This window comes from Massilia sp. GCM10023247 (assembly GCF_042653325.1).
Classification (GTDB): Bacteria; Pseudomonadota; Gammaproteobacteria; order Burkholderiales; family Burkholderiaceae_D; genus Telluria.
This window is the reverse complement of record NZ_JBHSIB010000017.1, coordinates 1-22900: the sequence shown is the minus strand read 5'-3', so window position 1 is coordinate 22900 and position 22900 is coordinate 1. Positions and strand designations below refer to the sequence as shown.

Sequence of the window (22900 nt, the reverse complement as noted above, 5' to 3'; positions counted from 1 at the left end):
TTATTCGACGGTGGCCGCACGCAGGTCATTGACTTCGCGTACGCCGACCGGCGCGCCGCGGTTGCCCCAGGCCGTGCGGATATAGGTCACCACCGCCGCGATGTCGGCGTCCGACAAGGCCTGGGCAAAGGGCGGCATCCCGTAGGGCATCGGATTGCGTCGGGTACCGGGCGGATAGCCGCCGTTGAGCACCATGCGGATCGGGTTGACGGCCGAGGTCATCGTGATCGACTGGTTCGAGGCCAGCGGCGGGTAGTGCGGCAGCTTGCCGCGCCCCTGGGCGCCATGGCAACTGGCGCACTCGGCGTCGTAGATGCGCTTGCCTTGAGTAAACTGCTGGGTGATATTGGCACGGGCCGGCGCATTCGCCGGGTCGTTGGCGACCGGCTGGTCGGACGGCAGGCTCTTCAGGTAGACGGCCATCGCGCGCACGTCTTCGGTCGTCATGAACTGCAGGCTGTTGAAGGTGACCTCGGCCATCGGGCCGTAGACCGTGCCGCGGTTCGAGACGCCTTTCTGTAGCAGGTCGATGATGTCCTGGATGTCCCAGGTGCCCAGGCCCGCTTCCTTGTTCGACGTCAGCGAAGGGGCATACCAGTTCTGCATCGGGATCAGGCCGCCCTGGAAGGCCCGTTCCTGCGACGAGCCGCCGAGCGCGTTGATCGGCGTGTGGCACATCGAGCAGTGGCCGAGCCCCTCGACCAGGTAGGCGCCGCGGTTCCATTCGGCCGACTTGCTGCGGTCGGGAACGTATTCCCCCTCCTTGAAATACAGCGTGCGCCAGCCGATCAGCAGGGCGCGGTTGTTGTACGGAAAACGCAGGTCGTGCTGGCGGGTCGGGAGGCGGACCGGCGGCACCGAGCGCAGGTAGGCGTAGATGGCGTCGGTATCGGCACGGGTCACCTTGGTGTAGTTCGCGAACGGCATGGCCGGGTAAAGCAGTTCGCCATTGCGCGAGCGTCCGGTGCGCATCATCCTGAAGAAATCCTCGGACGTCCACCTGCCGATGCCGGTCTCCGGGTCGGGCGTGATGTTCGGTGCGTACAGGGTGCCGAAGGGGGTCGGCATCGGACGGTTTCCGGAAAAGATCTTGCCGCCCGGGGTGGTGTGGCAGGCAATGCAGTCGCCCGCCTGGGCCAGGTATTTACCGCGCTCGAGCAAGGCCTGCTGCGCGTTCGCGGCTGGCCTGGGCGCTGTGCCCGCCGCCTGCTGCGCCTGGGACGGCGCCAGCGCCGCCGCCAGCCCGGCCAGCGCCAACACGCCCAATAGTCCTTTGAACAGTTGTGTGGTTTTCATCGGATGCGCCTCCTACTTCGGCTGGGGCTGGCTACCGCAGGCCAGCGGCAGGCGCACGCCGGCCAGTTTTGCCGGCCGGATGGTGGTCACCGGAAGCGAGGCCAGGTAGGCCGCGACGGCCGCCACCTCGGCTTCGCTCAGGCTCGACGCGATGATCTGCATGCAGTCGGGCGCCAGCGCGGTACGCACGCCGTAGCGCCAGGCGCCAAGTTGGGCGCTCACGTAATCGGCGCGCAGCCCGAGCAGGCCGGGGATGCCGGGTTCGCGCCCGGCCAGGTCGGCGCCGTGGCAGGCCGCGCAGGCCGGGATGCGCTTGCCCGGCACGCCCTGGGTGACGATGCGCTGGCCGTCGCGTACCTGCTGGGCTGGGGCATTCACGCGCGCTTGGGCAAGCGGAGGCGGATTCTGGGCCGCGAAGTGCTCGGCCATCTTGTAGAGGTAGGCATCGGGCAGATAGGCCAGCAAGTAGTTCATCGGAACATACTTGCGGCGCCCGTCGCGGAAGGCCACCAGCTGGTTGTAGAGGTAGCCGGTGGGTTTGCCCGCGAGACGGGGAAAGTAGACGTTCTCGACGCCGCGCCCGGCCGGGCCGTGGCAGCCGACGCAGGCGGCGATCCGCGCCTCCATCGTGTCGGGAATCCGGTCGGCGTCAGCCGCTTGCGCCAGGGCCGCGGCCGGAACGATCGATGCAACAAAGACGGCTGCACAAAGAGAAATCTTCACTTCTCCCCCGCACGGTATGCTGCTGCTTAAGGTCTTTGAGACGAACTGGTAACGAAATTATCACATCCGTTACGAACGCGACGCACACAGCGTTAACGCGGCGCCACGGATACGCATGGCGTATGCCGGCTCAGGACCAGTCCTTGTCCGGCTGCACGTCCAGCCGGTGCGCGGCATCGATCACGTCCTGCAATTCGACCGGATCGCTGTAGGGATCCTCGTCGAGCCGGGTGACCCGGTTCAGCTCCTTTTGCCAGCGCCGCAGTTCGGCGACGTACTCCGCGGACGGCACCCGTTTCAGGTCGCCGTCTTCCTCGACCAGGTCGCAGATGCCGTTGTGCAGCCACTTGCCGGTATGCCAGTCCGGCATGTCGACCGCGGGGAACAGGCAGATCCCCTGCAAGTCCATGCCGCGCCGCACCGCCGCCAGCGATTCACCCATCACGTCGCGCAGCCAGTCGGCGCGGCCACGGCCGAAGCCGCTCGTTTCGCCGATGATCATCGGCCTGCGATAGCGCTGCCAGACCGTCTCGAGCATGTCGCACAGCGGCGCGATGCGCTCGTCGCCGGGCGGCAGCGCCGCATGCGGGCCGTGCTCGCGGTATTCCATCTGCCCGAAGGCATAATTGTTGGCGCCGACGATATCGAGGATCTCGGGCGCGCCGCCGAATTCGGGATGGGTGCGCCCGCTGATGATGTCCCAGGCGAGGAAGGTGTCCTCCTCGGTCTCGTGGCGCGCGGCCTCGATTTGGTCTGGACGGTCGCGCGGCGCCACCACGCGCACCAGCGGATCGATGTGCACCATGCGCGCCTCGGCGTCGACTTCCCGGATCGCCTTGACGCCGGCGATCGCGGCCCGGCACAGCGCCAGCCGCAGGCGCATCCTGTCCTGCCGGCTGCAGCCATAGGGCGCTGCCCATCCCCATTCGCCGGCGCAGAAGGAAAAGAAGGTGGTCTCGTTGATCGGCGTGAAGAAATGCGGGCCGCGGACCTTGGGCAGCACGTATGCGGCGGCGGCGCGCGCATAGGCGGCAAAGCGGTCGACGAAGGCGTCGGAAAACGGATCGAGGTCGTCCGGATAGCCATAGTGGCAGAGGTCCCAGATCGGCGTGATCTTCGCCGCATTCATGGCCTCGATGAAGGGATCGATGATGGAAAAGTCGAGCCGGCCGCCGCGGTCCACCATCGGCCAGGGAATGCCTTCGCGGGCCACGGCGATGCCGAGCTCGGCCAGGATCCGGTAATCCTCGGCGGCATGCCGGTCGTGCCCTGTCTCCTGGACCAGGTTGCGCCGTACGCCGTCGCGCCAGAGGAAGCTGGAGCATTCGAAGCCGGACAGGAAAAAGGTCGGGAAGATCCCCGGACGACGTGCCATGCGAGGCTCCTTTCGGGTGGGTCTTGCTGGTCGGGTTGAGACAGCAGGATGCCACGAGTCCGCTTTTCGGCGCGCAGGCGAGGGCCTGGCCGGGGTTTTACGCAAACTTAACGGGCGCCTGACGAGCTCCTAACGCTGCGCCTGCTATCGTCTGCCGGCGCTGCCATTCCCGGCAGCGTGTCTTGAAACGAAAACCATGCACGAGCTCCTCGACAGGCATTCCCCCATCACGGCCGAGGCCGCCAGCGCACCTGCGCGCGCGCAGCCATTGCTGGGCAAGCGCGCTGCCCTCTGGATCGCTGCCGCCCTGGCGCTGGCGGCGCTGCTGATCTTCGCGGCCGGCCGCTACACCAATATCGACTTCGCCCTGGCCGACATGGCGTTCGACGAGGTCACCGGCACTTTCCCGTGGCGCGAGTCGTGGCTGACCGTCACCTTCAGCCACCGGATCCTCAAGGCAGGCCTGATCCTGCTGGCGCTGGCCGTCATGGCGGCGGCCGCCTTCGACGCGATCTGGCCCCAGCCCGTCCTCGACGCAGGGCTCGCGCGGCTGCGCCTGCGCGTGGTCGCCTGGTCGGCGCTGCTGGTGCCGTCCGTGATCAGCCTGCTGAAGCAGGGCAGCGATGCCTACTGCCCGTGGGACCTGGCACGCTACGGCGGCGACGCGCCGTATGTCCGCCTGTTCGAGGCGCTGCCCGCCGGCGTGCTGCCGGGCCACTGCTTCCCGGCCGGCCACGCATCGAGCGCGCTGTGGCTGGTGTCGCTGGTGGTGCTGTGGCTGCCGGGCGATCCGCGCCGGGCCTGGCGCGTCTGGAGCCAGGCCATGGGTTTCGGCCTGGCGGTCGGCTGGATGCAGCAGATGCGCGGCGCCCATTTCCTGAGCCATACGCTGTGGTCGGCGTGGGTCGCCTGCGCGCTGGTGCTGGCGATTGTCGTGTTACTGCAGGCGGTGCAGGCAGGAGCGGGGCGCCGCGCCGCGCCGGCGGTTCAGGCCCAGGCCGAGGGCGAGAACAGGTAACCCTCGCCCCAGACCGTCTTGATCTTTTCCGACTTGGCGTCGTCGAACTTGCGCCGCAGCTTGGAGATGCAGTTGTCGATGCTGCGGTCGAGCCCGTCGAACTCGATGCCGCGCATTTTTTTCAGCAGTTCGTCGCGCGACAGCACGCGCCCGGCGGCCTCGGCCAGCACCAGCAGCAGCTTGTATTCGGTATTGCTCAGCACGCAGAGTTCGCCGCGCCAGTACACGGTGCGGTCGGCGCCGACGATGCGCAGCGCGCCGAACACGAGTTCGTTGCTGTCGGGCGCGGTTTTCGGCTGGGTGCGGCGCAGCAGGGCGCGCAGGCGCGCCAGCAGGACGCGCGGCTGCACCGGCTTGTTGACGAAATCGTCGGCGCCCTGCTCGAGACCGGAGACTTCGTCGTAGGAATCCTCGCGCGCCGTCAGGATCAGGATCGGCACCTCGGACAGTTCGCGGATCTGGCGGCACACGACCATGCCGTCCAGGCCCGGCAGCATCAGGTCGAGCACGACGATGTCGGGCGCGCAGGCCTGGAAGCGCGCCAGCGCCTGGTCGCCGCGGGTGACCAGTTCGACCGCGAATTCATAGTTCGACAGGTACTCCGTGACGAGTTCGGCCAGGCGCGCGTCGTCTTCAACCAGTAATACTCGATACATGTCATTCTCCTCACCCGATATTGTATAGATGCAATCGAGCAGGGGAACCATTCCTACATTGTGGGGACAGTTGGATACATTTTAGAGACAAATAGCTGTTCCGAAAAAAACAAAGGCCGCGCGCAGCGGCCTTTGCCGGGCATGCGGCGCGCTAGCCCATCTTCCTGCTCAGGTCATACATGGCCGCCACCAGCCGGTCGATATCGTCCACGCTCGTCCACAGGTGGGTCGAGATCCGGATCGCGTAATGGTCGCTCGGCGCCCCGACCACCGGCACGTTGACGTTGCGCACCACGAAGCCCGGGCTGTAGTCGCTCAGCAGGCGCGCCACGAACTCGCCCGACTTGGCGCTGTTGAGGACATCGCCGGCCACCATGAAAGGATTGAAGGAGGTCAGCGCCGAGACCAGCTTCGGATCGTCCTTGGGCGAGTACAGGCGATCGACGCCCCACACCTCGGCGATGCGTTCCTTGAGGTAGGCCGACAGGGTCAGGTCGTAGGTCTCGATCTTCTTGCGCCCGATCTGGTCCCAGACGCCGCAGCTTGAAACCAACGCATGGAACATCGGCGTGTGCAGGCTGCCGCACGAGGTGATCACGGAGCCGATGTCCCAGGTGGCCGTGCCGTTGGTGGTGCGCGGGCGCGGCGTCCAGCTGCTGGTATGGATCGGGTACCAGTTCGGCAGCGGCAGCGGATTCGAGGGGCGGATCTTGTTGCGCACCACCAGGATGCCGGTCGAGCCGGGGCCGCATTGCCACTTGTGCCCGGCGCCGGACATGAAGTCCATGCCGAGATCGGCATAGTTGTAGGCCATCATGCCGGGCAGGTGGGCGCCGTCGACGATGCTGATCAGCTCGTGCCGCTTGGCCACTTCCATCAGTTCAAGAATCGGCAGCATGGTGCCGGTCTTGTAGGTCGGCGCCGAGAACATCATCGCGCGCACCCGGCGGCCTTGCGTCCTCAGCGCGCGGACCTGGTCGTCGAACAGGGCGACATAGGTGGCCGCCGTCTGGTTGTTGCCGACCGGGAGTGCCACGCGCGAGATCTCGATGCCGAAGCGCGCGGCGGCGATCGCCAGCGGCACGTCGCCGCCGGGGTGCTCGTGGTTGGTGGTGACGACGACGTCGCCCGGGTTCCACCCGATGCCGAGGATCGCGTGGCACATGCCCGACGAGGTATTGTAGGAAAAGGCCAGCTCGTCGGGATCGACGCCGAAGCCGGGAGCGATTTGCGTGCGCTCGGCCAGCATGTTCGTATAGCCGCTCAGGCACTCGGCTGCCTTGGCGCGGTTCTCCTGGTCGAACAGGTCGAGCGAGACCTTCGGCATCGAGCCGGCGGTGCCGACGTTCATGAAGCGCTTGGCCGGATTGAGGGGGAACATCGCGTTGACGTCGGCCCAGAAACGCTCGTCGACCAGCAACTGCCGGCGCAGCTCGTCGATCAGGCTGCTGGCATTGCCCTGGCTGCAGCCGGCCAGCGGGCCGAGCGTGGCCGCCAGCGCGCTTGACCCGAGGATGCGCAGGAAGTCGCGCCGGTTGCGGCCCCAGTGTCCAGGGGCCTCGATCGTGCGTGCGGCAGAAGCGCCATCGTCGTGGCGCGCGGTGGAATTGTGCATGGTGTCTCCGGTGGGGCGCTTCAGCGGCGCGCGGCAATCACGGCGATTTCGATCCTGGCGTCGCGCGGCAGGCGTGCCACCTCGAGCGTGGCGCGGGCCGGCGGGTCCTTCCGGAAGTACTGGCCGTAGACGGCGTTCATGGCCGCGAACTCGTTCAGGTCCTTCATGTAGACCGTACTCGTCAGGACGTCCTCGTAACCCAGTCCTTGCGAGCCCAGCTCGGCGCCGATGTAGTCGAGCACCAGCCTGGTCTGCTCTTCGATGGTGGTGCCCTCGATCGCGGTGCCGGCGCGGTTCAGCGCGATGACGCCCGAGAAATAGATCACGTTGCCATGCGCAACCATCTGCGAATAGGGCCCGATCGCCGGATAGATCTTGTCGGTGGACAGCACCACCTTGCCTCCGCCCGGCGTGGCGCAGCCGCTCATCGCAAGCGCGACGGCAGCAACACATGCGGCGGTCATCAGTTTTTGAATGTTCACGCGTTCTTCCTCGTCAAATGGTTCCAGGTTCTGGTTTGTGTCAGGAAATACAGCCGAACCATTTAACGCCTAGTCATGCACCAAAATGGTGCATCGGCATCAATGCTTGCAGTGAATCAACTTCGGCGGCGTGAAAGTGTTGCGCTTATGCACAAGGATGGGATGGCACAAACAAAACGGCCCGCCTGGGGAAGGCGGGCCGCGTGGGAGCAGGAGTCAATCAGCCCCTGGGCAAGGCGGTGCCGGCGAAATGCTGTTCGATCTCTTCCAGCGTCTTGCCTTTGGTTTCGGGCAGCAGGAAGGCGGCGGTCAGGAAATACAGGACCGTACATCCTGCGCCGAAGAAGAACATGGTCGAATAACCGTAGTAGCCGACGGTGGGCAGGAACACCGCGGCGATGACGGTCGACACGAACTGGTTGATCAGGAGCGCGATGCTCATGCCGTTCGAGCGGATCCGGGTCGGCATCAGCTCGGACAGGGCGAGCCAGACGCAGACGCCCGGACCGACCGCGAAGCCGGCCACGAACAGCGAAATGGCCAGCGCCACCTGCCAGCCGTGCGCCTGGGAGGGCACGCTGCTGAGCCAGGCGCGTTCGATGGTCAGCGGCGCGTCGCGCGCGGCCGCCGGGTCGGCAAAGGGATTCAATCCGAGGCGGCGCAGCGTGGCACCGATCACGTTGTCTTCGACCACGGCCTCGTCACGCTGCAATTGCAGCAAGGGCAGGAGCGGATCGTTACTGCGCAGCGATTTGACGTCGGTGAAGGGACCGTAGGCATAGGCCACCGTCAACTGCTGCGGCTGGTCGCCACTGGCGCCCAGCGCGGCGAGCTGGCGCTGGTCCAGGCGCAGCGCCAGCCGGCCGTCCTGCACCTGCGCTTCGATCAGGGTGCGCACGTCGCGCTGCCCGGTTTCGACGCTGCGAAACAGCAGCCCGGCCGCGACCAGGGCAACCACGATGCTGCCGCTGCCGAGCATGAGCAGGAACTTGCGTCCCTTGCGGTCGACCAGGACCACGGCAACGACCGTCATGACGGCGTTCAGGACCTTGAGCACCACGTCCGCCGCGTTGGCGGTCGCGCCCGGCAAACCGGCCTGGTTCAGGATCGTGACCACATAGGCGAGGATCGAATTGATGCCGGTCGCCTGGGTCAGCGCCAGCACCAGGCAGGCCAGCAGGAAGGGCAGGACGTAGCGGCGGCTTGCCAGCGAATCGCGCGCCACGGCCGGAATCGGAAGCTCCTGCGCGGCCGTCTTGCCGTGCGCGCGCAGGGCCAGCCAGCGCGGCGATTCCTTCAGGGCCAGGCTGCCGAGCGTGAACACCAGCCCCGGGGCCAGGCAGATCCAGAAGATGGTGCGCCAGGCGCTGTCCTGCGCCCGGAACACGGCCGCGCTCCTGGCCGACTGCTCCAGGCCGGCGGCGGCCTGGGTGGCCGCATCGACGTTCTGGGCCTGGGTCAGGCCGATGACGGCGGCGCCGACCAGGCCGATCGTCAGCATCAGCTGGAACAGGGCGGCGCCGCGGCCGCGGCGCGCGGCCGGCAGCGACTCGGCCAGGTAGAGCGGCACCACCACCCCGATCAGGCCGCCACTGATGCCTTGCAGCAGGCGCCCCAGCAGCAGCGGGGTATACCCCTCGGCCAGCGCGATCATCGGGATGCTGAGGGTGAACAGGGCGCCGGCCAGCACCATTGCCCAGCGCCGGCCGATGGCGTCGGCCAGGGCGCCGGCGAACAGCGAGGACAGCACCGACCCGAGCAGCACCGCGGCGACGATGTAGGAGAGCTGCTGGGTGCTCAGCTTCCAGGCCAGCGTCGCGGTCGACTCCAGGTAGGGCAGGGCGCCGGCGATGATGCCGACGTCGATCCCGTACAAGAGTCCCCCCATCCCGGCGATGAAGAGCAGGTAGTGCATGGCGCGGTCGGACGCCGCGGAAGCTGCGGTCATGGTGTCTCCAGATGTCTGTCTTGTTCGATGTTGTGTGTGTGGCCAGGCGCTGCGCCCGGCCCGGGCGGCTTGTTTGCGCCTCAGTCCCCGCGTGCGATGCGTTCGCCTTCGACGTAGACGTCGACGACCTGCAGCGCGCTGTCGAGCACGACGATGTCGGCCCAGGCGCCGGGCGCGAGCCGGCCACGTTCGTGCTCGCCCAGGTAGTCGGCCGGATAGGTCGACAGGCGGCGCGAGGCGTCGGCGAGGTCGAGTCCGAGCCCGACGAAGTTGCGCAGCGCCTGGTCCATGGTCAGCACGCTGCCCGCCAGCGAACCGGAGAGCAGGCGCACGCAGCCGCCGCACTTGAAGACGCGCTGGGTGCCGAGCGCGTACTCGCCGTCCGGCATGCCGGTGGCCGAGGTGGCGTCGGTCACGCCGTACAGGCGCGGGATGGCGCGCAGGGCGGCGCGCAGGGCGCCGGGTCCGACGTGTTCGAGGTCGGGAATGATTTCCGCATACTCGGCATGCGCGAGCGCGGCGCCGACCATGCCGGGCGCGCGGTGCGCCAGCGCGCTCATGCCGTTGAACAGGTGGGTAAAACCGGCGGCGCCCGCGCGCAGGGCCGCCACGCCGTCCTCGTAGCTGCCCGCGCTGTGGCCGACCTGGACCCGGATGCCGAGGGCGGCCAGGTGCGGGATCAGCTCGAGGTGGCCCGGCAGTTCCGGCGCCATGGTCAGCACGCGGATCGGCGCGAGCGCGTGCAGGCTGCGCACGAAGTCGAGATTCGCGGGAATCACGTCGGGCGGCTGGGCGCCGAGCCGGCTCGGGTTCAGGAAGGGGCCCTCGAGGTGCACGCCGAGCATGCGCGCGCCGCCTTTGGGGCGCTGCGCGATCACGCCGGCCAGGCCGTGCAGGGCATGGCGGATGTGGTCCTGCCTGGCGGTGAGCGTGGTGCCGAGCAGGGAGGTGGTGCCGTGGCGCGCGTGGGTGCGGGCGACGACGGCGCCGGCCTGGCCGCCTTCCATGATGTCGGTGCCGGCCGCGCCGTGGACGTGGAGGTCGACGAAGCCGGGGAGGATGGTGTGCCTGCTAGCGGCAGGGCCTTCGATGATCCGGTGGACGCGATCGCTGAATTCGATACTGCCTGTGATCCAGCCTTGGGGAGTGAGGATTCTGCCGCTGAGCATTTAGTCCGCTATGAGTAACTCGATGCCCAGCCTTTGCAGCCCTTCGCGGTACTCGGGGCTGATGCTGGCATCGGTGATGATGGTATGGACCCGGTCCAGCTGCACGATGCGGTGCAGGCTGACACGGCCGAATTTCGAGGCGTCGGTGAGCACGATGATCTTCTTCGCGCGCTCGACCATCTTGTGGTTCAGGCTGGCCTCGGCCTCGTGGTGGGTGGTGACCCCGAACTGGAGGTCGCAGCCGTCCACGCCGAGGAACAGCTTGTCGAAGTTGTAGGCCTGCAGGGTCGCCTCGGCCTGGCTGCCCTGGATCGACAGCGACTGCTTGCGCAGCAGGCCGCCGGTCAGGATCAGTTCCACGCCGGGCGCATCGGCCAGTTCCCAGGCGATGTTCAGGCCATTGGTCATCACCGTCACGCCGTTGGCCTCGCGCAGGTGGCGCGCCAGCGAGATGGTGGTCGAGCCCGAGTCGATGATGATGTTGTCGCCTTCTTCCACCAGGGTGGCCGCGAGCGCGCCGATGCGTTCCTTCTGCAGGTGGTTGATCGCGTCCTTCTGGCGGATCGACTGCTCCGGCGGCGGTGTGCGGGTGAGCGTCGCGCCGCCATGGCTGCGCGAGGCCAGTCCCTGCGCCTCGAGCGCGCTCAGGTCGCTGCGGATCGTCACCGCCGACACCTCGAACTCCTGCACCAGGTCGGTGACCTGGACGGAACCCTGGCGGGTCAGCAGTTGCAGGATGGCTTCGCGGCGTTGAGTAGTGTTTCGCATGGTGGCGGCTCGGTGGACAGGGAAAACGCCGAGCTTAACAGATCGATACCGTGCTGTTGAGCTGCAGCGCCGCATTCCGGCTGCAGGCCCGTGCGTACTGCGCCAGCACCCGGCCGATCTTGTGTTCGAGCAGCGCGCGCGCGCCCGTTCCCAGCTGGCCTTGCAGCACCTCCAGGTACTGCTCGTGCAGGTACTGGCTCAGCAGCGGCAGCGGAATCTCGACCGCGTCGATGTTGGCGAACAGCCGTTCGACGGCGGCCGCCACCTCCGGCTCGCCCCAGTAGTAGCGGCAGCGGTCGGACAGGCCGTAGCGGCGCATCAGGCGCTGCTCGTCGCTGTTGCCCGGGTAATGGTTTTGCCAGTGCTGCGGCTTGGCCAGCATCACCTCGTCGAGCACCTGCATCAGGCCCGAGGCGCGCGTGTCCGGCACCAGGTCGTCCTCGATCCGGCACAGGGCCAGCAGGCCCTCGCGCAGGGCAAAGGTTGCGGCCGGGCCGACCTTCAGGATGGCGAAGTGGTCGCGCACCATGTCGTGCAGCGAGGACTCGCGCTGGTAGTCGGTGGAGTGGGCCTCGAACACCAGGCCGGGCTGGCCGGCGACGAATTCGGACAGGCGCGCCGCCGCCTGCGCGTCGTAATGCTGGATATGGCTGTGGTCGAAATCCACGCCCGGCTGCACCACCATCGCGATGACGCGGCGCCAGGCGCCGTGCAGGCCGGCGTCGAGGAAGGCGTGGCAATGCACCTTGAGCGTTTGCGCGGCCGCCTCGGGCGAGGTCGGCGCGCCGGCGTCGGCCAGGGCCGACTCGCCGCCCGGCACCGGCACCTCGGTCCCGATCACGTACACCGGCGGCGGATGGCCGGCCGCCTGCGCGGCCTGCTCGGCCACCGCCGCCAGCCGTGCCGAGCGGGCGGCGACGGTCTCGTCGTCGAGCGTGGCCGGGTCGTCGGCGCAGCGCATGCTGCAATCGAGGTGGATCTTGTGGAAGCCGGCGCCGGCATAGGCCGCGATCAGGATCTCGGCATGCGCCATCGCCTCGGCCGCGGGCAGCTTTTGCCATGCATTCGGGCCGAGGTGGTCGCCGCCCAGCACCAGGCGCTCGACCGGAAAGCCGCGTTCCTGCGCCAGCCCCTCTACGTAATCGCGGAACTGGGCCGGGTTCATGCCGGTGTAGCCGCCGAACTGGTCGACCTGGTTCGAGGTCGCCTCGATCAGCAGCAGCGTGTCGAACTGCTGCGCCACGCGCATGGCGGCCGTGAGCACGACCGGGTGACTGCAGCAGACGCTGTACAGGCCGACGGGTTCGCCGCGCCGGTGCGCCTTGATGACCTGCTGGATGGGGGAGAGGTGTTGGTTCATGTGCTCGCTCGAGTGCTCGGTTGTTGAAGGGCCAGCAGGGCCGCGCCGCGCGCCCCGCCGGCGTCGCCGAAGCGCGGCGGCAGGATCGGCGGCACGCAGGCGCCGCGGAACAGGTGGCGCTTGAGCGCGGCCGGCAGGTCCTGGTAGAGGTGGGGCAGCTGGGACAGGCCGCCGCCAAGGACGATGGCGTGCGGATCGTAGGACAGCACCAGGTTCGACAAGGCGTGCGCCAGCAGCTCCAGGTGGGCGCCCAGGGTCTGGATCGCGATCGCGTCGCCCAGGTTGGCGCGCCCGGCCAGGACCATCGGCTCGGCGCCGTCGCCGCCGAAATGGCGGTGCAGCAGCACCATGCCGGGGCCGGACACGTAGCGCTCCAGGCAACCGCGCCGTCCGCAGGGACAGTCGATCACCGGCAGGCCGTATTGCTGGAGCAGGTGGGCCGGCGCGGGCCAGTGGCCCCATTCGCCGGCGATCCCGTTCAGGCCGCGCAGGAGCTGGCCGCCGGCGCAGAATCCGCCGCCTGCGCCGGTGCCGAGGATGGCGCCGAACATGCTGGCGAAACCCTCGGCCGCGCCGCCCTGCGCTTCCGACAGGGCGAAGCACTGGCAGTCGTTGCCGATGACGGTCTTGCGCCCGAGGGCCTGTTCCAGCGCCGGCGCCACCACGCGCCCGTTCAGGGCCGGCACGTTGGAGCTGAGCTGGCGCCCGCTGTGCGGGTCGGCCAGGCCCGGCAGGCCGATCCCGACCGGCGCGGCCAGGCCGAGCGCGGCGTCGGCCCGCTGCACCAGCGCGGCAATGGAATCGACGAACAGCGCGAAATCCAGCCCCGGCGTGGCGATCCGCTCGCGGTAGGCTTCGCGCAGGGCGCCGCCTTCGAGCGCGAAGGCGACCAGTTCGATCTTGCTGCCGCCGATGTCGATGCCGTGGCAGCCCAGGAGTTCAGTCGTGTTCATAGATGGTGACGCCCTTGACGACGCGGTTGACCACACCGCTGGCAAACGGGTTATCCGGACGCAGCGCCAGCGCGGCCGACAGGTGCAGGGCCAGTTGCTGGGCGACGAGCAGCCACAGCGGCGCCAGCCAGGCATCGGGCCAGTCCGGCACCTGGAGGCCGATGTCGCTCGGGCTGATCTCGCTGCCAGGGCCGACGGTCAGCACGTGGCCGGCGACCACGTCGCGCCGCAGTTCGCCGACCAGGTCGGCTTCGTAGCGCTGCGCCAGCGCCTTGTTGCTGCCGTAGACGATGACCAGCGAACCCGGGTTCAGGAAGGACTTGGGACCGTGGCGAAAGCCCAGCGGGGTATCGGCCATCGAGGCCACGCGCCCTGCCGTCAACTCAAGCAGCTTGAGCGCGCTTTCCTTGGCCAGGCCCTGCAATGGGCCGCTGCCCAGATACACTACGCGCTCCGCGGGCTGCGCGGCCAGCGCCGCGATGCGCGGCGCCCAGTCGGCCAGGGCGCGCTCGGCCAGGTGTGCCAGCTCGACGATGCGCTCGGGACGGTCCATCTTGCCGAGGACGGCCAGCGCGGCCAGCAGCATGCAGGTGAAGCTGCTCGTCATTGCGAAACCGCGGTCGCAGCTGGCCGGCGGCATCAAGAGGGTGAGCGCGAGCGGATCGTCCCGGCTTTCCAGCGCCAGCTTGCCCTCGGCATTGCAGGTGATGTTGAGCAGCAGCGCGCCGGGGACGACGGCGCGCACCAGGCGCAAGGCGGCCAGGCTCTCCGGGCTGTCGCCGCTGCGCGCGAACGACACCAGCAGCAGCGGCGCCGCCCCATCCAGGTACAGCTCGGGATGGGTCAGCAGGGTGGTGGTGGCGAGGGCGCGCACCTGCGCCGGCCAGGCGGCGTTCAGCTCGTCGGCAACGATCTCGCCGGCGAAGGCGGAACTGCCGGCGCCGGTCAGGATGACCTGCTGCGCGGGATTGGCCAGGCAATCGCCGAGGAAGCCCTTGACGCGGCCGCGCTCGGCACACAGGCGGGCGTACAGGTCGCGCCACAAGCCGGGCTGCTGCGCGATTTCCTCGGCCGTATGCAAGCCGCCGATTTCGCTCCAGGCTGTTGGGCTGCGCTGCAGGAGAGTAGTCATCGAAAGAAATGGAAAGAAGTTTTGACGGATTGATCTTAAATAGAAACCAAACGAAAGTCAAACAGAAAAAACGAAAGCGTTCAACACCTTGGAAACGCACTGCGTGCATGGCGAAATGCGCTCCTGCCCGTGTCCAAGGCCCAGTGTAGCCACAAAAACCTCGGGTGGCTCCCCGAAATCGAAAGCAAACTTGTTCAATTGCCGGCTAAACGAAAGATAAAACTGTATTTTTCTGTCTTTTTTTCTCAAATTTACTGTTTTGCACTTTCTTTTTGTTGACGAGCATTGTTTTTGTTCATACATTACATTCCATCAAAACCGCATCCACACAGGTCGATATGTCTTTTCCCACCACCGTTCAACGCTGCCTGGTCCTGTCCTTGATGGCGGCATTCTCCGCCCCGCAGGCGTTTGGCGCACCGCTCGGCAAGCTGCGCAGCGTCAGCGCGGGCCAGGCCGACGGCCCGTCCTGGGATCTGGTGTCCGACTCCGGCGCCCGGGTCCGGGTCAGCCTGCCGCGCGCCGATGTCGTGCGCATCCAGGCCACGCGCAAGGAGTTCACCGGCCCCGGCGACAAGGCCGCGCCGATCGTCGTCGCCAAGCCAGCCGGCACGGTGCAGTATGAATTCAGCGAAGACAAGGGACGCCTGCTGATCGCCACCGATGCGCTCACGCTGCAGGTCGAGCGCAGCCCGCTGCGCTTTACCCTCTACCGCAAGGGCGACAGCGCGCCGCTGTGGCGCGACCTGCAGCCGCTCGACCTCGACGACAAGCGCAGCGTGCAGGTGATCTCGAGCGACAAGGCCGAGCGCTTCTTCGGCGGCGGCCAGCAGAACGGCCGCTACGAATTCAAGGGACGCGAGCTGCAGGTCTCGTACTCGGGCGGCTGGGAAGAGGGCGACCGTCCGAATCCGGCACCCTTCCTGATGAGTTCGCGCGGCTGGGGCATGTTGCGCAACAGCTGGGCCGACGGCAACTACGACCTGCGCGAGCCGGGGCAGGCCACGCTGCAGCACGCGGAAGCGCGCTTCGATGCCTATTATTTCGTCGGCAAGTCCATCCATGACGTGGTGAACCGGTATACCGAGTGGACCGGCCGCGCGCGCCTGTTGCCGCGCTGGGCGCTCGAATACGGCGACGCCGACTGCTACAACGACGGCGACAACGTCAAGAAGCCGGGCACGGTGCCCCCCGGCTGGAGCGACGGCCCGACCGGCAAGACCCCCGACGTGGTCGAGAGCGTCGCCCGCCAATACCGCGAGCACGACATGCCGGGCGGCTGGATCCTGCCGAACGACGGCTATGGCTGCGGCTACACCGGCTTGCCGGAAACCGTGCAGGGCCTGGCCAAGTACGGTTTCCGCACCGGCCTCTGGACCGAGAACGGCGTCGACAAGATCGCCTGGGAAGTCGGCAAGGCCGGCAGCCGCGTGCAAAAACTCGACGTCGCCTGGACCGGGAAGGGCTACCAGTTCTCGCTGGACGCCAACAAGGCGGCCTACGACGGCATCCTGAATAATTCCGACAGCCGCCCCTTCATCTGGACCGTGATGGGCTGGGCCGGCTCCCAGCGCTATGCGGTCGCCTGGACCGGCGACCAGAGCGCGAGCTGGGACTATATCCGCTGGCATGTCCCGACCCTGGTCGGCTCCGGCCTGTCGGGCCAGGCCTATGCCACCGGCGACGTCGACGCCATCTTCGGCGGCAGCCCGGAAACCTTTACCCGCGACCTGCAGTGGAAGAGCTTTACCCCGGTGCTGATGGGGATGTCGGGCTGGTCGGCCAGCGCGCGCAAGCACCCGTGGTGGTTCGACGAGCCTTACCGCAGCATCAACCGGCGCTACCTGAAGCTCAAGATGCGCCTGACGCCCTACATGTACACGCTGGCCCAGGAAGCCGAGCAGACCGGCGCGCCCCTGGTGCGCGGCCTGATGTGGGACCACCCGAACGACCCGCACGCCTACACGGAAGCCTATAAATACCAGTTCCTGCTCGGGCGCGACCTGCTGGTGGCGCCGGTGTACCGCAGCCAGGCCGTCAGCCAGGGCTGGCGCAAGGACATCCACCTGCCCCAGGGACGCTGGATCGAGTACTGGGACGGGCGCCAGGTGACGGCCGGGCCGGAAGGCAAGACGGTCGACCTGCAGGTCACCCTCGACAAGCTGCCGGTGTTCGTGCGCGCCGGGGCGATCATCCCGATGTATCCCGACATGCTGTACGACGGCCACAAGCCGAAGGACAGGCTGACCCTCGACCTGTATCCGCAGGGACAATCGACATACACGCTCTACGAGGACGACGGCAGCACGCGCCGCTACCAGCAAGGCGCGTCCAGCCGCCAGAAGATCGCCATGGTCGAAGCCGCCGGCAAGGTCGAGGTAAGCATCGCCCCGGTCGAAGGCAGCTACGCCGGCCAGGAGCGCGAACGCGGCTACAGCCTGCGCGTCGCCAGCCGCCAGCGCCCGACCCAGGTGCTGCTGGGCGCCGCCGCCTTGCCCGAGGCCGCCAGCCGGGAGGCCTTCGAGCAGGCCGCGCAGGGCTGGTTCTTCGACGCCGCCGACCGCCTCGGCACCGTGCACGTGAAAGCGCCGAAGCAGGACATCCGCCAGCCGCTCGCTTTTGCCCTGCACGGGGTGACGGCGGCCGCGGCCGACGATGCCTTCGCCGCCGCGCCGGTGCCGGGCCGCGCCCTGCCGCCCGATGCGCTGGCGGTGGTGAACCGGCCGGCCGAGGAGCCCGGCCATCCGATCGAGAACGCGTTCGACGGCAATCCGGCCACCTGGTTCCGCACCGTGCGCAGCCGGACGGTCAAGAGCGGCGCCCACGAATGGGTGATCGGGTTTACCGAGCGGCGCCTGGTCGACGGCATCGAGATCGCGCCGCGCACCGACCAGCATTGGAAGAGCGGCCAGGTGCGCGACTACGAGGTCTACCTCGCCGACACCAATGGCGAGTGGGGCGCGCCGGTCAAGCGCGGGCGCCTGGCGCTGTCGAAGGACACGCAGACGATCGCCTTCCCGGCCGCTGCCGGCCGCCTGCTGCGCTTCCGCGTGCTCAGCACCCAGAACCAGGACGGCAGCGGCGCCGCCGGCACCGACCCGATGGTGACCGCGGTGCCGGGCGAGCAGCCGGCGCGCGCCTTCGACGCCGCCGTGCCGGCCGACGTCGCCCCGATCACGCTGTCCGAGTTCCGCGTGCTCGAGCACCTGGTGCCGGAAGGCCAGGAGCAGCGCCGCTACCTGTCCGAGCTGCCGCTGCCGAAGAAGCTCGGGCGCGACAAGCCGGTTGGCAAGGCCGTCGAGATGCGCATGAACGGCCTGCGCTTCAACAAGGGCGTCGGCATGGGGCCCGCGGGACGCCTCGACCTGCGCCTGGACGGCAACTGGAACCTGCTGCGCGCCGACCTCGGCGTCGACGACAGCTGCCGCAGCGCCGGCGGCCTGCGCTTCCAGGTCTGGAACGGCGAGCGCCTGCTGTATGACAGCGGCCTGGTCAAGGCCCCGGCGGTGGTCAAGCCAGAGATCGACGTGCGCGGCATCGACCAGCTCAGCCTGCGCACCGTGGGCGCGGTCGGACCCGAGCCGGCGCGCACCTGCGGCAACTGGGCCAACGCCGTCCTGAGCGGCACCGAAGGCGCGACCGTCAAGCTGCGCTAGCCCTCCTCACTCCATCGCCAGTGCCTGCGCCCCCGTCCACGGACGGGGGAGGGCGCTGCACATCCCTCCATCTTGAAGAAACGGAAAAAATTATGAAGAGACGCAATTTTCTCGGCATGGGTTCGGCGCTGGCCGGCAGTGCCCTGTATGCCGGCGCCCTCGCCGGTGCGAATGCCGCCGGCGGCGCCCGCCGCCAGCCCCTGCGGATCGGCATGATCGGTACCGGCATGCGCGGCCAGGTCTTGCTGCGCGAGCTGGTGAGCCGCGACGACGTCGCGGTGGCCGCCCTGTGCGACATCGAGCCGCTGATGCTGCGCCGCGCCCTCGACATGGTGGCCAAGGCCGGCAAGGGCAAGCCCGCCACCTTCGGCGAGGACGGCGACAGCCAGGCCTGGCGCCGCATGCTCGACAGCGGCAAGCTCGATGGCGTGATCATCGCCACGCCCTGGGAGTGGCATGCGTCGATGGCGATCCATGCGATGCAGGCCAAGGTCGCCGTCGGCTGCGAGGTGGTCGCCGGCGTGACCCTGCAGGACCACTGGGACGTGCTCGACGCCCAGCTCAAGAGCGGCACGCCCTACATGCTGCTCGAGAACGTCTGCTACCGGCGCGACGTGCTGGCCACGCTGCGCATGGTGCGCGCCGGCCTGTTCGGCGAACTGGTGCACCTGCAGGGCGGCTACCAGCACGACCTGCGCGCCGTGAAGTTCAACAGCGGCGACCCCGCCAAGCCCTACGGCGGCGGCGTCGAGTTCGGCGAGAAGGGCTGGTCCGAAGCGCGCTGGCGCACCGAGCACTCGGTGCGCCGCAACGGCGACCTGTACCCGAGCCACGGCATCGGTCCCTGCGCCATGTACACCAACATCAACCGCGGCAACCGCTTCACCCGCATCAACAGCTTCGCCAGCAAGGCCACCGGCCTGCACGACTACGTGGTGAAACAGGGCGGCAAGGACCACCCGAACGCGCGCACGCGCTTCCGACTGGGCGACATCGTGACCACCACGCTCGCCTGCGAGAACGGCGAAACCATCCTGCTGCAGCACGACACCTCGCTGCCGCGCCCGTATTCGATGGGCTTCCGGGTGCAGGGCACGCGCGGCCTGTGGATGGACCTGAACCGCTCGGTCCACGTCGAGGGCGTGAGCAAGCCGCACGAGTGGGACGACGCCAAGGTCTGGCACGACAAGTACGACCACCCGCTGTGGCGCCGCTTCAGCGAGCGCGCGGCCGGGGCCGGCCACGGCGGCATGGACTTCTTCGTGATCAACGCCTTCGTCGAGGCACTCAAGGCGAATGCCCCGATGCCGATCGATATCTACGACGCCATCACCTGGAGCGCGATCACGCCCCTGTCCGAGCAATCGATCGCGCTGGGCTTCCAGACCGTCGACTTCCCCGACTTCACCGACGGCGCCTGGCGCCAGCGCAAGCCGATCTTCGGCTTCGACGACCGCTACTAAGGCGCAGGGCGCCGCGGCGCCATGCTGGTTTTATCAACGCGCGCTCCCGGGACGGGGAGCGCGACAACACATCAACGGAGACCCACTTGAAACTGAAAACAATGATGGCGGCGCTGGCCGCCGCAGGGATGGCGTCCGGCGCGCTGGCGGCCGGGCAGGTCGAGGACAAGGCCGCCAAGGCCGACGAAGCAGGCGGCGCGACGGAAAAGATCGCGCGCGTCGAGGTGACGGGCTCGAGCCTGAAGCGCATCAACGCCGAAACGGCCTCGCCGGTCCAGGTGATCGACGCCAAGCAGATCGAGAACATGGGTGCGCGCACCCTGATGCAGGTGCTCGACAACCTGCCGGCCGCGCGCCCCGCCCAGCAGGACTTCCGCTCGATGTTCACCGGTTCCGACGGCGGCTCGCAGGCCAACCTGCGCGGGCTGGGCGCCCAGGGCACGCTGGTGCTGCTCAACGGCCGCCGCCTCTCCTTCTATGGCGCGCCGGCGGGCTTCCAGACCATGTTCGTCAACATCGACGCAATTCCGGCCGCCGCCATCGAGCGCATGGAAGTGCTGACCGACGGCGCCTCGGCCGTGTACGGCTCGGATGCCGTCGCCGGCGTCATCAACGTGATCACCAAGAAGAACTACCAGGGCCTGGAAGCGCGCGTGAGCGACGATTCCTCGCGCGATGTCGATTCGTACGGCGAGCGCCAGGGCAGCCTCCTGTTCGGCACCGGCGACATGGGCGACGACGGCTTCAACGTGATCGGCTCGCTCAACGTCTACCAGCGCGACCGCATCTCGCTGGCCGACACCTACGACAAGCGCCCGGCGCACTTCTACGTCAACAATCCGAACTTCATCCCCGGTTTCCGCATCGGCACCGGCACCGAGCCGGGCACCCTGAACCCGGGCACCCTGTTCGTCTTCGACCCGGCCCGCAACAACGCCCGTACCCAGCGCGCGGTTCCCGGCTGCACGGCGCAGATCACCGAAGCCGCCGGAACCCGCTGCGTCTGGAACTCGCTGCCGTATCAGCTCGATACCGGCCCGACCTCGGACCGCATGACCGGCTACCTGGCCGGCCGCATGCGCGTCGGCCGCGACATGGAAGCCTTCGCCGAAGGCGCCTACACCCACATCCGCCTGCGCGGCGAGAACGGCCCGCGCACCTTCAACAGCGGCAGCACCAGCAACTGGTTCTCGCGCAACACCGGAACCAGGCTCAATACCTTCACGGTTCCCTACCTGGGCCCGAACAACGTCTACCTGAAGGGCAGGCTCGACCCGGACATGGCGGCCCAGATGGGCGGCGCCGCCGGCCTGAACTACCTGATGCAGGATGCCGTCGGCCATTTCGGCCAGAAGAACACCGACGACAGCTACCGCGCGCTCGCCGGCCTGCGCGGCCCGATCTTCGGCGGCTGGGAATTCGAGACGGCGCTGAGCGTGGCGGGCAGCCATTCGGTGCTGTACCAGACGGTCAACGTCAACACCGCGGGCTTCGCCAAGGCCTTCGGCCCGTTCACCACCGACCCCGTCACCGGCCGCACCTATATCGCCGATAACCCGGCCTATAAATTCGGCGAGATCAGCGAAGCCAATGCGGCGCTGCTGCGCCAGGCCTACCCGACCTTCGACATCCAGTCCTGGACCAAGCTCATTACCTGGGACGCGAAGGTCGAGGGCACCCTGGCCAAGCTGGGCGAGCGCGAAGTGCGCGCCGCCTTCGGCACCAGCCTGATGCGCGAAAGCTTCGAGACCCCGGGCAATGCCGACGCCGCCAACGGCCTGATCACCCAGCAGGGCGGTTCCTGGTTCAACGGCGCCCGCACCATTGCCGCCCTGTTCGGCGAAGTGGTGGTGCCGCTGACCGACACCCTGGAAGTGAACGCCGCCGCGCGCCTCGACAAGTACCCGAACTTCAGCGCCAACCTGGCGCCGAAGCTGGGCGTCGTCTGGCGCGCGCGGCCGGAACTGATGGTGCGCGGCACCTATTCGGAAGGCTTCCGCGCACCGAACCTGGCCGAATCGGGCGAGGGCGGCGTGTTCGCCCAGGTCGGCGGCATCCGCGACACCGTGCGCTGCGACGAAACGAATGCCATCGCGCGCCTGCTGATGAAGTCGGTCGCCAAGCCGGAGGCGGACCTCGGGCGCACCCTGCTCAATTCGAACTGCTCGACGACGGTCGGCGGCCTGACCCCGCCGAACCCCAACCTGCAGCCGGAAAAAGCGAAGATCGCCACCGTCGGCCTGGTCCTGCAGCCGGTCAAGGATGTCAGCGTCTCGCTCGACTACTGGTACGTGAACCGCCGCGACGAGATCGTGCGCCAGGACTTCAACCAGCTGTTCACCCAACTGGTCGAGGAGCACGGCCCGGGCCTGGCCGGCACCAGCCAGGCGATCCGCAACCCGCTGACCGACGCCGACCGCGCCAACATGGCGGCGGCGGCGACCATGTGCGCCAACCCGGCCAATGCCGCGGCCTGCGCCGGGGGCGTGCCGCGCTATTCGGTGGGCGACCTGGGCGGCCTGGTGAACTCCTACCTGAACCGCGGCAGCACGCTGGTCGACGGCTTCGACATCGACGCCCGCACCCGCTTCGGCCTGGGCGACTACGGCAAGATCAACACCGGCGTGGCGCTGACGATCCGCAACCGCGAGACCTACGACTACGAGGACGGCGGCGGGTATTCGGGCAACTACGTCGGCTACTACGACTCGCCACGCCTGCGCGGCACCTTCAATGCCGACTGGGTCTACCGTAACTTCACGACCAGCCTGTTCGTGAACTACACGGGCAAGACCAAATGGGCCTACGGCGACTACGACACCGACAACACGCCGGAAAACTGCACCGCGGCCGGCGTATCGCTGCCGGACGACCTGTGCGGCGGCGCGCCTTCGTACACCACGGTCAACCTCGGCTTCCACTGGAAACCGATCAAGCACCTGGACCTGGGCCTGAACATCAAGAACGTGTTGAACAACAAGCCCTACTACGATCCGAACGGCTGGGAGGGTTATAACCATGCCCAGAACCTGTTCGGCCGCCAGATCGCGCTCTCGGCCAGCTACAAGTTCTGGTAACCCGCGCGCCTGCCTCCTGATGTGAAGGGGCAGGCAGCGTCGCGCAAGCCGGCGTCCCAGCAATGGGCGCCGGCTTTTTTTATGTCTGGCGGGAGAGAGGGCGCCAGAAACGACACAGCCCTCGTAGGGTGGAGTCCTTGTTCAGCACAGGGACATAGGTAACACCTGGCTAGGGACATAGGTAACACATGTGGTTTCATTCTAGCCGG

General features: G+C 67.9%; 16 protein-coding genes. 4 read left to right on the top strand and 12 right to left on the bottom strand.

Going from position 1 to position 22900, the window contains the following annotated elements:
• The 3 genes from ACFPAH_RS14410 to ACFPAH_RS14400 form a co-directional block, all read right to left on the bottom strand.
• On the bottom strand, positions 1-1296 hold the full coding sequence (locus ACFPAH_RS14410) for a c-type cytochrome (RefSeq protein WP_379746635.1): 1296 nt from the start codon (positions 1294-1296) through the stop codon (positions 1-3).
• A gap of 12 nt (positions 1297-1308) precedes the next feature.
• Positions 1309-1980, bottom strand: coding sequence for a c-type cytochrome (locus ACFPAH_RS14405; RefSeq protein WP_379747011.1), 672 nt, complete (start codon positions 1978-1980; stop codon positions 1309-1311).
• A gap of 169 nt (positions 1981-2149) precedes the next feature.
• Complete coding sequence (locus ACFPAH_RS14400) at positions 2150-3394, bottom strand: b-glycosidase (RefSeq protein WP_379746633.1); 1245 nt, start codon at positions 3392-3394, stop codon at positions 2150-2152.
• 196 nt (positions 3395-3590) lie between these two features.
• Between ACFPAH_RS14400 and ACFPAH_RS14395 the strand changes: the two genes are divergently transcribed.
• Positions 3591-4412 carry a phosphatase PAP2 family protein gene (locus tag ACFPAH_RS14395; protein WP_379746631.1) on the top strand — a complete coding sequence of 274 codons (822 nt, stop codon included), beginning with the start codon at positions 3591-3593 and terminating at the stop codon, positions 4410-4412.
• Here the strand turns inward: ACFPAH_RS14395 and ACFPAH_RS14390 are convergent.
• The 9 genes from ACFPAH_RS14390 to ACFPAH_RS14350 form a co-directional block, all read right to left on the bottom strand.
• On the bottom strand, positions 4382-5068 hold the full coding sequence (locus tag ACFPAH_RS14390; RefSeq protein WP_379746629.1) for a response regulator: 687 nt from the start codon (positions 5066-5068) through the stop codon (positions 4382-4384). The two genes, ACFPAH_RS14395 and ACFPAH_RS14390, sit on opposite strands and share 31 nt — an antisense overlap.
• A gap of 151 nt (positions 5069-5219) precedes the next feature.
• On the bottom strand, positions 5220-6683 hold the full coding sequence (locus ACFPAH_RS14385) for an aminotransferase class V-fold PLP-dependent enzyme (protein WP_379746627.1): 1464 nt from the start codon (positions 6681-6683) through the stop codon (positions 5220-5222).
• A gap of 20 nt (positions 6684-6703) precedes the next feature.
• Positions 6704-7147, bottom strand: a complete 444-nt coding sequence (locus ACFPAH_RS14380; RefSeq protein WP_379747009.1) for a Rid family detoxifying hydrolase — start codon at positions 7145-7147, stop codon at positions 6704-6706.
• A 238-nt stretch (positions 7148-7385) separates the two neighbouring features.
• Positions 7386-9113, bottom strand: a complete 1728-nt coding sequence (locus ACFPAH_RS14375; protein WP_379746625.1) for an MFS transporter — start codon at positions 9111-9113, stop codon at positions 7386-7388.
• An 80-nt stretch (positions 9114-9193) separates the two neighbouring features.
• Positions 9194-10282, bottom strand: coding sequence for an N-acetylglucosamine-6-phosphate deacetylase (locus tag ACFPAH_RS14370; protein ID WP_379746623.1), 1089 nt, complete (start codon positions 10280-10282; stop codon positions 9194-9196).
• Positions 10283-11050 carry a DeoR family transcriptional regulator gene (locus ACFPAH_RS14365; RefSeq protein WP_379746620.1) on the bottom strand — a complete coding sequence of 256 codons (768 nt, stop codon included), beginning with the start codon at positions 11048-11050 and terminating at the stop codon, positions 10283-10285.
• 34 nt (positions 11051-11084) lie between these two features.
• Entirely contained in the window at positions 11085-12410 is a 1326-nt protein-coding gene (locus ACFPAH_RS14360; protein ID WP_379746618.1) for a D-tagatose-bisphosphate aldolase, class II, non-catalytic subunit, read from the bottom strand.
• A complete protein-coding gene (locus ACFPAH_RS14355) occupies positions 12407-13363 on the bottom strand; it encodes an ROK family protein (protein ID WP_379746615.1) in 957 nt (318 codons plus the stop codon). The genes ACFPAH_RS14360 and ACFPAH_RS14355 overlap by 4 nt, the downstream gene beginning before the upstream one ends.
• A complete protein-coding gene (locus ACFPAH_RS14350) occupies positions 13350-14495 on the bottom strand; it encodes a tagatose-6-phosphate ketose isomerase (protein WP_379746612.1) in 1146 nt (381 codons plus the stop codon). The genes ACFPAH_RS14355 and ACFPAH_RS14350 overlap by 14 nt, the downstream gene beginning before the upstream one ends.
• A 338-nt stretch (positions 14496-14833) precedes the next feature.
• Between ACFPAH_RS14350 and ACFPAH_RS14345 the strand changes: the two genes are divergently transcribed.
• The 3 genes from ACFPAH_RS14345 to ACFPAH_RS14335 all read left to right on the top strand — a co-directional run bounded on the left by ACFPAH_RS14345 (position 14834) and on the right by ACFPAH_RS14335 (position 22691).
• Complete coding sequence (locus ACFPAH_RS14345; protein WP_379746609.1) at positions 14834-18151, top strand: TIM-barrel domain-containing protein; 3318 nt, start codon at positions 14834-14836, stop codon at positions 18149-18151.
• Positions 18152-18243: 92 nt separating this feature from the next.
• Positions 18244-19614 (top strand): Gfo/Idh/MocA family protein, encoded by a 1371-nt coding sequence (locus tag ACFPAH_RS14340; protein ID WP_379746605.1) that lies wholly within the window; start codon positions 18244-18246, stop codon positions 19612-19614.
• Between the two features lie 86 nt (positions 19615-19700).
• A complete protein-coding gene (locus ACFPAH_RS14335; RefSeq protein ID WP_379746602.1) occupies positions 19701-22691 on the top strand; it encodes a TonB-dependent receptor plug domain-containing protein in 2991 nt (996 codons plus the stop codon).
• The last annotated feature ends 209 nt before the right edge of the window (positions 22692-22900 follow it).